Source organism: Aliiruegeria sabulilitoris (assembly GCF_001558155.1).
GTDB lineage: Bacteria > Pseudomonadota > Alphaproteobacteria > Rhodobacterales > Rhodobacteraceae > Tropicimonas > Tropicimonas sabulilitoris.
Genome location: NZ_LOAS01000007.1, coordinates 241583 through 256182 on the forward strand (window position 1 = coordinate 241583; position 14600 = coordinate 256182).

At 63.8% G+C, this 14600-nt stretch carries 12 protein-coding genes; 7 read left to right on the forward strand and 5 right to left on the reverse strand.

The features are described 5' to 3' along the window. Nucleotides 1-17 precede the first annotated feature (17 nt). The 5 genes from AX756_RS07300 to AX756_RS07320 all read right to left on the reverse strand — a co-directional run bounded on the left by AX756_RS07300 (nucleotide 18) and on the right by AX756_RS07320 (nucleotide 4109). On the reverse strand, nucleotides 18-1199 hold the full coding sequence (locus AX756_RS07300; protein ID WP_068309794.1) for an ammonium transporter: 1182 nt from the start codon (nucleotides 1197-1199) through the stop codon (nucleotides 18-20). Nucleotides 1200-1431: 232 nt separating this feature from the next. Continuing rightward, on the reverse strand, nucleotides 1432-1935 hold the full coding sequence (locus AX756_RS07305; protein WP_068309795.1) for a CinA family protein: 504 nt from the start codon (nucleotides 1933-1935) through the stop codon (nucleotides 1432-1434). After that, nucleotides 1932-2426, reverse strand: coding sequence for a phosphatidylglycerophosphatase A (locus AX756_RS07310; protein ID WP_068309796.1), 495 nt, complete (start codon nucleotides 2424-2426; stop codon nucleotides 1932-1934). Before AX756_RS07310 ends, AX756_RS07305 begins: the two co-directional genes overlap by 4 nt. A gap of 4 nt (nucleotides 2427-2430) precedes the next feature. Then, nucleotides 2431-2931 carry a phosphatidylglycerophosphatase A family protein gene (locus AX756_RS07315; RefSeq protein ID WP_068309797.1) on the reverse strand — a complete coding sequence of 167 codons (501 nt, stop codon included), beginning with the start codon at nucleotides 2929-2931 and terminating at the stop codon, nucleotides 2431-2433. Further along, nucleotides 2928-4109, reverse strand: coding sequence for a bifunctional 2-C-methyl-D-erythritol 4-phosphate cytidylyltransferase/2-C-methyl-D-erythritol 2,4-cyclodiphosphate synthase (locus tag AX756_RS07320; RefSeq protein WP_068309798.1), 1182 nt, complete (start codon nucleotides 4107-4109; stop codon nucleotides 2928-2930). Before AX756_RS07320 ends, AX756_RS07315 begins: the two co-directional genes overlap by 4 nt. 171 nt (nucleotides 4110-4280) lie before the next feature. Here AX756_RS07320 and dusB point away from each other — a divergent pair, with 171 nt between their 5' ends. The 7 genes from dusB (at nucleotide 4281) to AX756_RS07355 (ending at nucleotide 14571) form a co-directional block, all read left to right on the forward strand. Then, nucleotides 4281-5276: a tRNA dihydrouridine synthase DusB gene (dusB, locus tag AX756_RS07325; protein ID WP_068309799.1), complete on the forward strand. Its 996-nt coding sequence runs from the start codon at nucleotides 4281-4283 to the stop codon at nucleotides 5274-5276. Further along, nucleotides 5276-6364, forward strand: coding sequence for a two-component system sensor histidine kinase NtrB (locus AX756_RS07330; protein ID WP_068309800.1), 1089 nt, complete (start codon nucleotides 5276-5278; stop codon nucleotides 6362-6364). Before dusB ends, AX756_RS07330 begins: the two co-directional genes overlap by 1 nt. A gap of 5 nt (nucleotides 6365-6369) precedes the next feature. Then, nucleotides 6370-7743 carry a response regulator gene (locus AX756_RS07335; protein WP_068309801.1) on the forward strand — a complete coding sequence of 458 codons (1374 nt, stop codon included), beginning with the start codon at nucleotides 6370-6372 and terminating at the stop codon, nucleotides 7741-7743. A gap of 160 nt (nucleotides 7744-7903) precedes the next feature. After that, nucleotides 7904-10105, forward strand: coding sequence for a sensor histidine kinase NtrY-like (locus AX756_RS07340; protein ID WP_068309802.1), 2202 nt, complete (start codon nucleotides 7904-7906; stop codon nucleotides 10103-10105). A gap of 23 nt (nucleotides 10106-10128) precedes the next feature. After that, nucleotides 10129-11541, forward strand: a complete 1413-nt coding sequence (ntrX, locus tag AX756_RS07345; protein ID WP_068309803.1) for a nitrogen assimilation response regulator NtrX — start codon at nucleotides 10129-10131, stop codon at nucleotides 11539-11541. Between the two features lie 117 nt (nucleotides 11542-11658). Beyond that, nucleotides 11659-13035 carry a Trk system potassium transporter TrkA gene (gene trkA / locus AX756_RS07350; RefSeq protein ID WP_068309804.1) on the forward strand — a complete coding sequence of 459 codons (1377 nt, stop codon included), beginning with the start codon at nucleotides 11659-11661 and terminating at the stop codon, nucleotides 13033-13035. A gap of 15 nt (nucleotides 13036-13050) precedes the next feature. Next, nucleotides 13051-14571: a TrkH family potassium uptake protein gene (locus AX756_RS07355; protein ID WP_068309805.1), complete on the forward strand. Its 1521-nt coding sequence runs from the start codon at nucleotides 13051-13053 to the stop codon at nucleotides 14569-14571. The last annotated feature ends 29 nt before the right edge of the window (nucleotides 14572-14600 follow it).

A 14600-nucleotide genomic window follows, 5' to 3' on the forward strand; every position in this document is an offset into this window, starting at 1 on the left:
CGCCCCCATCTGCACATTTACGAGATGATATCGTAGGCACGTTCTCCGTGCACCGACAGGTCGAGACCGTTGGTCTCGGTTTCGGCGTCGACTCGCATCGGGGTGATCGCGCGCACCACGAGCACGAGGACGATCGTCACTACAGCGGTGAAAGCACCGACAATGACGAGCGCGCCAATTTGCGCGGTCCATGAACCGGCGCCGAAGGCTGCGATCATGATCGTGCCGAAGATGCCGCCGACGCCGTGCACGGCGAAGACATCCAGCGTGTCGTCGATCTTGAACACGTTTCGGACCAGGGTGACTGCCTCCTGGCAAAGGATGCCGGCGACAGACCCGATGATCAGTGCTTCGACGGGACCGACGAACCCTGAGGCCGGTGTGATTGAGGCCAGGCCCGCGATGGTGCCGGTGACCATGCCCACGAGCGAGGGCGTGCCGTATTTGATCTTTTCCCAGAGCGCCCAGGTGAGCGAGGCCGCGGCCGCCGAGATATGGGTGACGGTCATGGCCATGGCGGCACCGCCATCGGCGGCAAGCTGCGAGCCACCGTTGAAGCCGAACCAGCCGACCCAAAGCATGGCCGCGCCGATCATCACGAAGCCGGGCGAATGCGGCGGCTTGTTGCGGTCGCGTCTGGGACCCAGGAAGATCGCCACGATCAGCGCCGCGAGGCCGGCGGTTTCATGCACGACGATGCCGCCGGCGAAGTCCTTGGTTCCGACCTCGCCGAAAATGCCACCATCGGCCAGGAAACCGCCGCCCCAGATCCAGTGCACGACCGGTGCGTAGCAGAGCAGCATCCAGAGCGTGGAGAAAAGCAGGACGAAACCGAAGCCGACCCGTTCCACATATGCGCCGACGATCAGCGCAGGCGTGATGATGGCGAAGGTCATCTGGAAGGCGAAGAACAGGATCTCGGGCAGGGTGCCAGAGACGGTCTCGGGGGTGATGTCGAGCAGGAACATCTTGCCCAGCCCGCCCCAGAGCCCGCTGCCCCCCTCGCCGAAGGCAATGGAATAGCCAAAGGCGAACCATGCGATGCTCATGGCACAGGCGATCGCGTAGCATTGCATGAAGACGCTGAGCACGTTGCGCGCGCGCACCAGCCCGCCATAGAACAGCGCCAGCCCCGGCAATGTCATGAACAGGACCAACGCCGTCGCGACGATGATCCAGGCGGTATCGGCTCCCACCATTTCCCTTCCCTCCAAATATTTTTGCCCGTTTGGCGGGCGTTTCGGGGTGTGAAGCGTGAAGGGGCTGCGCAGAAAAGAGGCTTTGCTCGCCATTGGCTGGGTAAAATGTGGGCGCGTCGGTAAAAGATGGATAATTGGGCTAAAACGCTGCCGGGTGATTAATTTGAAGCCGGGATTGAAACTCCGTCGGTCTCGGGCTTCGCGGGGTCAAAACGGGACGGCAATACGGGCTTCAGCGATTCCGAACCGCGACGAGGAGCATCTCGAGCGCGTGGCGCAGCGTGGCCTGGCGGACTTCCGAACGGCCGGGCGCGCCGAACTCGATGGTCTCGACAAGCGTGGCTTTGCCGGTTGCGGCGAGGCCGAAACAGACGCGGCCTTCGGGTTTGAACTCGCTGCCGCCTGGGCCGGCGATGCCGGTAACCGCGACGGCGAGATCAGCGGCCGAGCGTGCCAAGGCACCTTCGGCCATTTCCTGCGCGACCTCCTCTGATACCGCGCCAAATGACTCAAGCGTTTCGGGGGAGACGCCGAGCATCTCCATCTTGGCGGCATTCGAATAGGTGACGAAGCCACGGTCGAACATGTCCGAGGAGCCCGGACTTTCGGTGAGCGCGCCGGCAATCAGCCCGCCGGTGCAGCTCTCGGCGGTGGCCAGCATGAGGCCGAGGCGCCGGCTGTGGGCGAGCAGGGATTCGGCAAGCTCTTTGATGGACAGGGCAGTTTCGTTTGTCATGTCGGTAGGGTCTCGGGAAGGAATCTGAGAAGCGCCAGCATGACCGCCAAAGTGCCGATGGCGGCGAGGGCGCCCGCCACGAGATCGTCGATCAGACGCAGCACGGGCCGTGTGTCGCGGTCGAACAGGTGCCGCGGGACGGAGAGCAGCAGCGTGTAGAGCAGTACGGGCGTTGCGAGGGCGATGATGGCGCCGGCGGAGAAGCTAGAGCCGAGCAGGTCCGCTAGCGGGATCGCGGGCGCTGCGGCCAGCCATATCCCGGCATAGCGGTCGATGACGGTCACCTTCGCATCCGGATCCTCGCGCAGCGCGCGGGGCAGGGCCCAGATCGTCGTGGCAAGCACGAGCGCCCAGATGGCGGCCAGCGGCTGCAGCGACCCGGTGCCACGGTATACGAGGATCGCCGTCACCAACCCGGCCAGCGACGCCAGCAAGGGGCCGACAAAGGGAATGCAGCCGAGATAGCCCACGGTTGCCACGATGCGCAACATTGGCTCAGCCCATCAGGAAGGAATGCGATATGAAGGCGGCGACGGCGACGACAAGGGCCGCCATGACGCCGGCGATCACATCGTCGAGCATCACGCCGAGGGAACTGTGCATCCCATCGGCCCAGGACACCGGCCAGGGTTTCCAGATGTCGAAGATCCGGAACATCACGAAACCGCCGACCCAGCCGGGATAGGGAAAGATATCGCCATCCAGCCCGGCATGCCAAAGCCCGAAGGACAGCGGCCAGAGGGCGATCCACATGCCGACGACCTCGTCGATGACGACCTCGGACGGATCCGTGTTCCCGGCCCCCTCGATATAGAGCGCGGTCGCCCCCCAGCCGGCAATGAACGCGATGAGCGTACCGATGGCGAGCGCCGGGAAGCCGCCATTCAGGTGAAGGAGATAGGCGAACGGGATCGCCGCAGCCGAGCCCCAGGTGCCGGGCGCGGGCTTCAGCAAGCCAACCCCTAAAAAGGTGGCGATCAGTTTCGCGCCCATCATGCCGACACCAGCGTTGCGGTTGCGATGGACGCGATGCCTTCTTCGCGGCCGGTGAAGCCGAGCCGCTCGGAGGTGGTCGCCTTGACCGAGATACGGTCGACCTCCAGCCCCATAATCGCGGCCAGCGCGGCGCGCATGGCCGGTGCGTGCGGGCCGATCTTGGGGCGTTCGCATACGAGCGTGCAGTCGATATTGCCGATCCGGTAGCCACGGGAGGCCGCCAACTCCACCGCGTGGCGCAGGAAGATCTCGCTCGCGGCCCCCTTCCATTGCGGATCGGAAGGCGGGAAATGCTGGCCGATATCGCCCTCGGCGAGCGCGCCATAGATCGCGTCGGTAATCGCGTGCATGCCGACATCGGCATCCGAATGCCCCTGCAGCCCGCGCGGATGCGGCACCGTCACCCCGCAGAGCACCACGTGGTCGCCCGTCCCGAAACGGTGCACGTCATAGCCGTTGCCCAGCCTCACATCCATTTTCTGTCCTTTCCGAAGGATCTGCTCGGCGCGTTCGAAATCGCCGGGCAGGGTCACCTTGATATTGTCCTCATGGCCTTGCGTGATGGCCACGTCCAGCCCGGCGGCCAGCGCCACTTCGACATCGTCGGCCGCAAGGCCGGGATGGGCATCTTGGGCGGCACGGATCGCGGCGAGGTCGAACCCCTGCGGCGTCTGAGCCCGAAACAGGCCGTCGCGCGGGGTCGGGGAGAGAACCAGCCCGTCTTCGCCGCGCCAGAGCGCATCGGTCACGGCAAGCGCGGGGGCGGCCCCGGGGTAGTTTTCGAGCGCGTCGAGAACGTGGTCGATCACGGTGTCGGGCACCAGCGGGCGGGCGCCGTCCTGGATGAGAACATGGCTCACCTGCGGGCCGAGCGCTTTCAGACCTGCTACGACAGAGGCATCCCGGCTGTCGCCGCCCGCAACAAGTGCCACATCTTCGGGCAGGATGCTTTCGACCAGCGCGGCATCGTCGGGATTGATCACCACGACCACCTCGTCCACCCGTGCATGGCGGCGAAAACGATCAACCGTGCGCGCAAGGATTGCACGACCGGCAAGCGGCTGAAATTGCTTCGGAACCGGCCCTCCGGCACGACTGCCCCGGCCGGCGGCGACGATCACGGCCGCGACGTGCTGCACGGCCTGCGGGCGGGCGCTCTTTGTCTCGCTGGTTTTCATGATTCCCGTCTATTCGGTGACGAAAGGCAGGGCAACGGCCAAGCCGAACGTGGGTCTGTATGCTCAATTATTGGGCGTTGTTTGTTTTCCGGTCGCTTTTTGTACCGCTTCACCTTGGAATGGGCGGCGAGTTCAAGATACGACAACGGGGTATGCACAAGGATTGAGCACTTGACGGTTTGCGTTGCAAACTTGCCCCTGAAACCGCCTGTTCTTCTGGCTCCGCTGGCGGGGATCACCGATTTGCCGTTCCGGCAGCTGGTATCCCGTTTCGGAGCGGGACTGGTGGTGTCCGAGATGGTGGCCAGCCAGGAAATGGTTCAGGCCAAACCCGGTGTCCGGGAAAAGGCCGAACTGGGATTCGGGCAGGGCAATACCTCGGTGCAGCTTGCCGGGCGCGAGGCCCACTGGATGGCTGAGGCGGCGCGAGTTGTCGAAGGCAACGGCGCGCGGATCATCGATATCAACATGGGCTGCCCGGCCAAGAAGGTGACCTCCGCCAGCGGCGCGGGCGCCAGCGGCTCGGCGCTGATGCGCGATCTGGACCACGCGCTGAGCCTGATCGAAGCCGTTATCGGCGCCGTGTCGATCCCGGTGACTCTCAAATGCCGGCTGGGATGGGATGACGAGTGCCACAACGCGGCCGAACTCGCGCGCCGGGCCGAGGCGGCGGGCGTGCAGATGGTCACCATCCACGGCCGGACGCGGCAGCAATTCTACAAGGGGCACGCGAACTGGGACGCGATTGCCGAGGTCAAACAGGCCGTCTCGATCCCGGTGATCGCCAATGGCGACATCGTGGACAGCGCCTCGGCCCGCGCGGCGCTTGCGGCATCGGGCGCCGACGGGGTGATGGTCGGGCGTGGCGCGCAGGGGCAACCCTGGCTGCTGGCCCGGATCGCGGCCGATATCTATGGAACGCCGGCGCCGAAGGTGCCCAAAGGGCGGGAACTCGCAGAAATGGTGGCCGGCCATTTCGAGGCCATGCTCGCATTTTACGGGCCGCGCCTGGGCAACAAGATGGCGCGCAAACATCTCGGTTGGTACCTGGACAGGGCCGGCGATCCCGCCGGACTGCGCCGGCGCCTCCAGACAGAAAACAACAATGACGAGGTGCTGCGAATGATCGCGGATGCCTTCGCCACGAGCAGTATGGAGGCCGCGTAATGCCCGGTTCCGGAACGATCTGGGCATCCTTGCCCATCCCTGCATTGGTCCTAGACCCAGAAGACAGGATCACGGCCATCAACCCGGCCGGGGAGCTGTTCTTCAACAAGACGATCAAGGCGCTCGAGGGCAGCCTTGTCTATGACCGGCTGGCCATCGACGCGCCGGTCGAAGAGGCGCTGGCGCGTGTGCGCAAGAACCGCTCGCCGCTTTTCATCAACGACGTGGATGTCGGCACCGGGGAAAAGGCGCCGGTGATCTGCAACGTTCAGGTCGCGCCGATCTCGAACGATACCGAACGGCTGCTGTTCCTCGTCTCTCCGCGCGAGATCGCCGGGCGGTTGGGGCGGTCCATCTCCGCCGACAAGGCCGCGAAATCGGCGATCGGCATGGCCGAGATGCTCGCCCACGAGATCAAGAACCCGCTCGCCGGCATCACCGGCGCGGCCCAGCTACTGAGTATGAGCCTGTCCAAGGAAGACCTTGAGCTGACCGACCTGATCGTGGCCGAGAGCCGGCGCATCGTGAAGCTGCTCGACCAGGTGGAGCAGTTCGGAAACCTGCGCCCGCCGACACTCAAGCCGGTGAATATCCACGACGTTCTGGACCGGGCGCGGAAATCGGCGGTGCTGAGCTTTGCGGCCCATATGAAGATCGTCGAGGATTACGACCCCTCGCTGCCGCCGACCTTTGCCGATTCCGACCAGCTCCTGCAGATATTTCAGAACCTTCTGAAGAACGCCGCGCAGGCGTCGGCCGGCGCGCCGGGAGAGATCCAGCTTCGCACCTTCTACGATGCCTCCCTGCGCGTACGCCGCAAGGGACAGTCAACCTCGCGCGTGCCGCTTCAGATCGAGATCATCGATGATGGCCCCGGCCTGAAACCCGAAATTGCCGACGAGATTTTCGAACCTTTCGTGTCCGGCCGGGAAAACGGCACCGGGCTCGGGCTGGCTTTGGTCAGCAAGATCATCGCCGAACACAAGGGCTGGATTTCGGTCGACTCGGTGCCCGGGCGCACCGTTTTCCGCATCTCACTGCCTGTCGCACCCAAACAAACAGCAGAACAACTCGACGAGGAGACATAGATCTAATGGACGGAACCGTTCTTGTCGCCGATGACGACCGCACCATCCGCACAGTCCTTACCCAGGCGCTGACGCGCGCCGGGTGCAAGGTTCACGCAACCTCCTCGCTGGTGACGCTCATGCGTTGGGTTGAGGAAGGCAAGGGGGATCTCGTGATCTCCGACGTGATCATGCCCGATGGCAACGGTCTGGAAACCCTGCCGAAAATCGCCGAGGAACGGCCTGGCCTGCCGGTGATCGTGATCTCGGCCCAGAACACGATCATGACGGCGATCCAGGCGGCGGAGGCAGATGCCTATGACTACCTGCCCAAGCCGTTCGACCTGCCAGACCTGATGAAACGCGCCTCCAAGGCACTGGAAATGAAGCGGCGCGCGCCGGTGTCGCGGCCGATGAACGAGCTGCCCTCCAGCAGCACCGACGACCTGCCGTTGGTTGGCCGCACGCCGGTCATGCAGGCGCTTTACCGCCTGGTGGCGCGCGTGATGAATACAGATCTCGCGGTGCTGATCACCGGCGAATCCGGCACCGGCAAGTCGCTCATCGCGCGGGCGATCCACGACTTCTCCGACCGCCGCACGCTGCCCTTCATTGTCGCGGGGGCGGAAGAGCTTTCGACGACGGACGGCCCGGCGACCATCCTTGCCAAGGCGCGTGGCGGCTCGGTGCTCTTTGACGAGGTGGCCGATCTCGACATGGAGACCCAGGGCCGTATCGTGCGGATGCTGGATGCGCTGTCTGACAGCGCGCCGCGGGTCATGGCAACCTGCCAGGGCGACCTGATGCAGAAGATGGAGGCGGGCAGCTTCCGTCAGGATCTCTATTACCGTCTTGGCGGCGTGAACCTGAACGTGCCGAGCTTGCGCGAGCGGGTGGACGACATTCCGCTCCTGACAGAGCATTTCCTGGCCCGTGCCGAGCGTGACGGGGCCGGAACGCGCCGCATGTCGCAGGCGGCGATGGACCTTGTGCGCGCCTATTCCTGGCCCGGCAATGTGCGGCAGCTGGAAAATACGGTCCGACGGCTGGTGATCACCTCACCGGAGGAGGAAATCGGGCGCGCGGAGGTGGAGATGGTGCTGGGCAACCAGCCCGAGATCGAACCTCTGGTGGGCGGCGGCGACGGCGAGAAGCTGTCGGCATCGGTCGCCAAGCATCTGCGGCGCTATTTCGACCTGCATGGCGGCGTCCTGCCGCCGCCGGGGCTTTACCAGCGCATCCTCAAGGAGGTGGAAATCCCGTTGATCGAGATCGCGCTGGATGCCACCGGCGGAAACCAGGCGAAATGTGCCGATCTTCTGGGCATCAACCGAAATACGCTCCGCAAGAAGATCACCGATCTCGATATTCGCGTGACACGCCGCCGCAAGTTGATGTAAAACCGCAACATAGCCGTGGCGTCGAGGGCACGCTCCTCGTTCAGACCACGGAATATGGCGGTAAGTTGCCCGGTATCCTCAAGATCTGGGTGGCATAATCATCACGGGGCACAATTTGGCAGGCGCTTCAAGGCGGTTGAATTGGGACGGAATCACCCGCATGCGCAGCGCGCGGCGGGTGCAGACAGCCGCGACCTTTGCCTTGGTCGTGCTGGCGCCCGTGCTTGTGATTTCGACATTCCTGCTGATGGGGCCGCTCGGGCAGGGGGCTGGTTCTCCCGGACTCCGGCTCATCCTGCTGACGGATCTGGTCTATATTCTCGTCGTGGCCGCCATGGTGCTACGCCGCGTGATCGCGATGTTTGCGGCCCGCCGGGCGGATTCGGCCGGTTCAAAGCTGCACTTGCGGCTGACCGCGGCCTTTGCCGTCATCGCGCTGATCCCCGCCGTGTTGGTGGCGATCTTTGCCGGGCTGACGATCAATATCGGGCTGGAGGGGTGGTTTTCCGACCGTGTGCGCAACGTGGTTGGTGCCTCGCTGGCGGCGGCGGAGGCCTATGAGCAGGAACATGTGCGGGATCTGGGAACCGACGCCGGCATCCTGGCAACCTATATCAACGTGGCCCGCTCGACCCGTTTCGCGCTGTCGGATGGCGAGGTGCGGCAGGTTCTGACACAGGGCCAGCAACAGGTGCAGCGCGGTCTGCGCGATGCTTTCGTGATCGATTCCGCGGCCAGGATCCGGGCACGCGGCGAGCGGTCCTACCTGTTCAGCTATGACGCCCCCACCGCGGAGGAGATCGCGCGGGCCGAGGCGGGTGAAACGGTGATCATCCAGGACTGGGATGCCGATGAGTTTCGTGCCCTGGTCAAGCTGAAAGCCTTTGGCGACAGGTACTTGTTCGTCAGTCGTGAAGTGGATGGCGACATCCTCGCTCTTCTGGACGAAACACAGGAATCGGTGCGCCTCTATAACCAGCTTGAGAATGAGCGCGGGCGGATTCTGTTCGAATTTTCGCTTCTCTATCTTGGTTTCGCGGTCATCCTCGTGCTTGCGGCCATTTGGATGGGGCTGTGGTATGCCGAGCGGCTCTCGCGCCCGATCGGGCAGTTGGCCGGGGCGGCGGAAGCGGTCGGCGAGGGCGATTTGTCGGTGCAGGTGCCCGAACAGGAGAGCGATGACGAGATCGCCACGCTGGGCCGCATCTTCAACCAGATGACCCGACAGCTCAGCGCGCAACGCGAGACCTTGCTGGAAACGAATGCCCAGATCGAAGCGCGACGGCGATTGTTCGAAACGGTGCTGACCTCCATCACCGCGGGGGTGATCGGGCTGGACCCGCAGGGGCGTGTGGATTTCATGAACCCGGCGGCGCTGCGGTTGCTCAAGCTGCCGGAGGATGCCGGCGATCAGCATGGGGCGCTGGCCATGGCTGTGCCGGAATTCGCAGGTGTTCTGGAGCGGCTGCGCTCCGATGATCGTTCGGTGACGCAGGAAGAGATCCGCATCACCCGCGACGGGCGGATGGAAAACCTGCTGGTACGGCTGGCGGCACGGCTGGCCGCGGATGGTCAGCTCGAAGGCTATGTTGTGGCCTTTGACGACGTGACGGAGTTGGTCACCGCGCAGCGAATGGCCGCCTGGGGTGATGTCGCCCGGCGGATCGCGCATGAGATCAAGAACCCGCTCACCCCGATTCAGCTTTCGGCGGAACGGGTGAAACGCAAGTTTGGGCGCAAGCTGGAAGCGGAGGACGCGGAATCCTTGAGTTCGATGACCGATGTCATCGTGCGCCAGACCAACGACCTGCGACGCATCGTTGACGAGTTTTCCAAGTTTGCCCGCATGCCGGAGCCGGATCGCCGCGACTCGGACATGACCAAGCTGGTGAAGGATGCCGTGACGCTGCAGCGTCAACAGCTTGGTGCGGCACTGCAGTGGGATCTGCCGAAGGAGCCGACACCGGTCCTCGTGGACGAGACCATGATCGGGCAGGCGCTTACAAATATCATAAAGAATGGCGGAGAGGCTATTGAAAGCCTTGAAGAAAAGGGAGCACCCGAAGGGTTTTCCCCGGAAATCCGGGTAAGGCTCTGGACGGAAGGCACCCACGCCGTTCTTCAGGTGGCCGATAACGGCATCGGTCTGCCAGAAGATCGCGGGCGGCTTTTTGAGCCCTATGTCACGACACGGGCGAAGGGAACGGGGCTCGGCCTTCCCATCGTCAAGAAGATCATCGAGGAACATGGCGGAACGCTGGAACTGCGCGATGCTCCTGTCTTCGAGGGAAATCAACATCATGGGGCGCTGGCCGAGATCCGGCTGCCACTAAGAGCCGCGACAGAGCAGGCGGCGGAATAGTATTAGTGAGGGAGATCAAGGATATGGGCGACATTCTTATCACCGACGACGAAAGAGATATTCGCGAACTTGTTGGCGATATCCTGCGCGATGAGGGCTTCGCTGTGCGGTTGGCTGCCAATTCCGAGGAATGCATGGCCGCCATAGAACAGGAGGCCCCGGCGCTGATGATCCTCGATATCTGGCTGAAGGACAGCAAGATGGACGGGATCGACATTCTCAAGTCGGTCAAGCGCGACAAGCCCGAGATCCCGATCGTGATCATTTCCGGGCATGGCAACATCGAGATCGCCGTCGCCGCGATCAAGCAGGGCGCTTACGACTTTATCGAGAAGCCGTTCAATATCGATCAGCTTCTGGTGGTGATCCGCCGCGCGATGGAGACCTCGCGCCTGCGCCGGGAGAACACGGAGTTGCGCCGCAAGGATGTGACGTCGGCCGAGATGATCGGAACGAGTGCGGCCTTCAAGGCATTGAAATCGCATCTCGACAAGGTCACGAAGTCAAATGGCCGGGTAATGCTGACCGGGCCGGCCGGTGCCGGCAAGGAGATGGCCGCGCGCTATATTCATGCTTCGTCCAACCGGGCGGATGCGCCTTTCGTCAGCGTCAATTCCGCCTCGATCGAGCCCGAGCGGATGGAGGAAGTCCTCTTTGGCCGCGAGAGCAGCGAGCGCGGTGTAGAGCCGGGCCTGCTGGATGAAGCGCATGGGGGCATGATCTATTTCGACGAGATCGCCGATATGCCGCTCGGAACGCAGTCCAAGATCCTGCGGGTGCTGGTCGACCAGCAATTCCAGCGGGTCGGGGGCGGTGACAAGGTACGCGTGGATATCCGCGTTGTTTCGTCGAGCAACCGGGATCTGCCGGCCGAAATCGCCGCCGGGAAGTTCCGGGAGGAGCTGTTCCACCGGCTGAATGTCGTGCCGATCCGGGTGCCCGGTCTGGATGAGCGGCGGGAGGATATTCCCGAACTTGCCAATCATTTCATCGCCGCGTTCAACGAAAGCCAGGGGCTGCCGCTGCGCAAGCTGAGCGAGGATGCGGTGGCCATGCTGCAGACGATGCATCTTCCCGGCAATGTGCGCCAACTCAAGAACGTCATCGAACGTGTTCTTATCCTTGGGGATTCTTCGGGAGATATCGGCGCGAAGGAACTGGAGGGCGCGGAGCCGGCCGAGGCCGAAGAGGGGCGCGTGGTTCTGTCGGGAGCGCTGGCAACGCTGCCGCTGCGCGAGGCGCGGGAGCTGTTCGAACGTGAATACCTGCTGACCCAGATCAACCGTTTCGGGGGCAATATCAGCCGAACGGCGACCTTTGTCGGGATGGAACGTTCCGCTCTGCATCGGAAGCTGAAATCGCTTGGCGTGGTCACGTCTTCCAAGGCCGGCACACGGGTTGCCCATCTGGAAGACAATCCCGAGGCGGCCGATTAACGGCATCAATGGTCAGTGGTCTGGCGGAGCGGGGCGTTGACGCTCCCCGCTGGCTCTGCCATGGCTGTCACAACAAGTTGAAAGCCCGGCGCGTGAACAGTCCGGGATCGGGGCGCGATGAAAGTCATCATCTGTGGGGCAGGCCAGGTCGGCTGGCAGATTGCCCGTCATCTGGCCAGTGAACAAAACGACGTGACGGTTGTGGACAACAACCCCGAGCTCGTGCGTCGGGCAACCGATACGCTCGACGTCCAGGGCATCGCAGGTTTCGCGAGCTATCCCGACGTGCTGGACCGCGCGGGTGCGCGCGATGCCGACATGGTCATCGCCGCGACCCATTCGGACGAGGTCAACATGGTCACCTGCCAGGTGGCCCATTCGGTATTCGGCGTGACCCGGAAGGTGGCGCGTCTGCGCGCGCAGAGCTATCTGGAAGCGATCTACCGCGACCTCTACAAGCGCGATCACATGCCGATCGACGTTGTGATCAGCCCCGAACGCGCGGTGGCCGAGGCCGCCTTGCAACGGATCGCGGCGCCTTCGACCTTCGACACCGAGAGTTTCCTGGATGGCAAGGTACAGCTACTCGGGATCGACCTTGAAGAGGATTGCCCGGTCCTGAACACGCCGTTGCGGCAGTTGACGGACCTGTTTTCCACCTTGCGTGCCGTCGTGATCGGCATTCGCCGGGAAGGGCGGCTTTTTGCACCGGATCCGGGCGACCAGCTTTTCGCGGAGGACCAGGTCTACATCGCCTCCTATGTTGGCGACGTCGAGCGCACGCTGGATATTTTCGGCAAACCCGGCCGCAAGCAGGAGCGGGTGGTCATCATCGGTGCCGGCAACGTCGGCCTGTCGGTGGCCAAGGCGCTGGAGAAAAGCCAGACCCGCATTCGCGCCCGCGTGATCGAACGCAATCGCGAACGCGCGGAGAAGGCGGCGGACGAGTTGGAACGCACGATCGTGCTGCATGGCGACGGCATGGATTCCGATGTTCTGGCCGAGGCCAGCATCGACCGCGCCGATGCCGTGATCTGTGTCACCGATGACGACAAGGTCAACCTGCTGGCAGCCGTGCGCGCCAAGTCGGCAGGCTGCAAGATGACCATCGCGCTGATCAACGACCCGACCATGGCCACGCTGATGGGGCCGCTCAATATCGACGCCTATATCAACCCGCGCGCCACGACGGTGAGCTCGATCCTGCGCCATATCCGGCACGGACGGGTGCGCGGCGTCTACTCCATCGGCGATGCCGAGGCCGAGATCATCGAGGCACAGGTTCTGTCCACCTCGCCGATTTCGGGCAAGGAGATTCGCGAGATCGATTTCCCGGAAGGCGCGTTGCTCGGGGCGATCCTGCGCAGCGGCGAAGTGATCAAACCGGTTGGCACGACCAGGGTTTTGGAGGGGGATATCGTCATGATCTTCGCGATGGCGGATGATGTGCACGAGGTAGAACGCCTTCTGCAGGTCTCCATCGATTTCTTCTGAGCCCGTAGCCCGGTCATGTCGCGCCTTCTGTCCCTGCCACTGATCGTCCTCATGATGGGGATCGGTGCGCTGTCGATGCTGATTCCGGCGTCCTATGCCATCGCCCTGCAGGAATGGCGCATCGCGCATGTCTTCGGCCTGTCGGCGGTTCTGTTCGGCTTCCTGACCTGCATCCTTGGCGTCGCGCTTGCCAATTACAGGGCGCGGAGCCCGTCGCGCAGCCACCTGGCTGCGCTGGTGGCCGCCTATACCGTTCTGCCGCTGATGCTGGCCGTGCCGTTCCAGCAAGGCGTGCAGTCGACAACATTTGCCAATGCCTGGTTCGAAATGGTCTCCTCGATGACCACGACCGGGGCAACACTGTTCGATCCTGCCCGACTTTCGCCGGTGCTGCATCTGTGGCGGGCGATGGTGGGCTGGATGGGCGGTTTCCTGGCCTGGGTGGCGGCATTCGCGCTGCTGGCGCCGATGAACCTTGGCGGGTTCGAAGTGATCTCCTTCGAGGGCGTCGGGGCAGGGGTGCGGCCGGGCCGGCGGCATGGCACGATGACGGTCGGAGATCCGCGCGAGCGCCTGCTGCGGGTGACGCTGCAATTGTTGCCGATCTATGTCAGCCTGACACTGGCGCTGACGTTGCTTCTGGTCATGGTCGATGAAAAGCCGATCATTGCGATCTGCCACGCAATGTCGACGCTCGCGACCAGCGGGATCAGCCCTGTCGGTGGGATGAATGGTGCGCAATCGGGGCTGGCCGGCGAGATGATGATCTTCGTCTTCTTCGCCTTCGCCGTGACCCGGCAGACCTTTGCCGGAACCTTCACGCCGCGTGGCGCAAGCGACCTCGCGAAAGACCCGGAGGCGCGGATCGCGCTGGCCGTTGTGCTGACGGTGCCCAGCCTGCTGTTCCTGCGCCACTGGATCGGCGCCTACGAGGTGAACACGGTGGACGAGCTGCAACGCGCGCTGCATGCGCTCTGGGGCTCCACCTTCAGCGTGCTGTCCTTCCTGACCACGACCGGATTCGTCAGTTCGGAATGGGATGTGGCCAGCACCTGGTCGGGCCTCAAGACGCCCGGCCTGATCCTGCTGGGGCTAGCGCTTGTCGGCGGCGGGGTTGCCACGACCGCGGGCGGGGTGAAGCTCTTGCGGGTCTTCGCGCTCTACCAGCATTCCGCCCGCGAAATGGAGCGGCTGGTCTACCCTTCCTCCGTTGGCGGTTCCGGGCAGGCCGCGCGGCGGATGCGGCGGCAGGGGGCCTATGTGGCCTGGATCTTCTTCATGCTCTTCGCGCTCTCGATGGCCGGGGTCGCAAGCGCGCTGGCCATGACCGGCATTCCCTTCGACGAATCCCTCGTGCTGACCATTGCCACGCTCTCCACCACGGGGCCGGCGGCGCATATCGTGCTGGATCATCCGCTCACCTACATGACTCTGGGAGATCCCGGGAAATTCGTACTGGTCATCGCCATGGCGCTCGGGCGGCTGGAGACGCTGGCCCTGCTTGCGCTGTTCAATCCGCAGTTCTGGAGGCGCTGATGGGCCCGAGGACCGGGCTGCTTTGACGC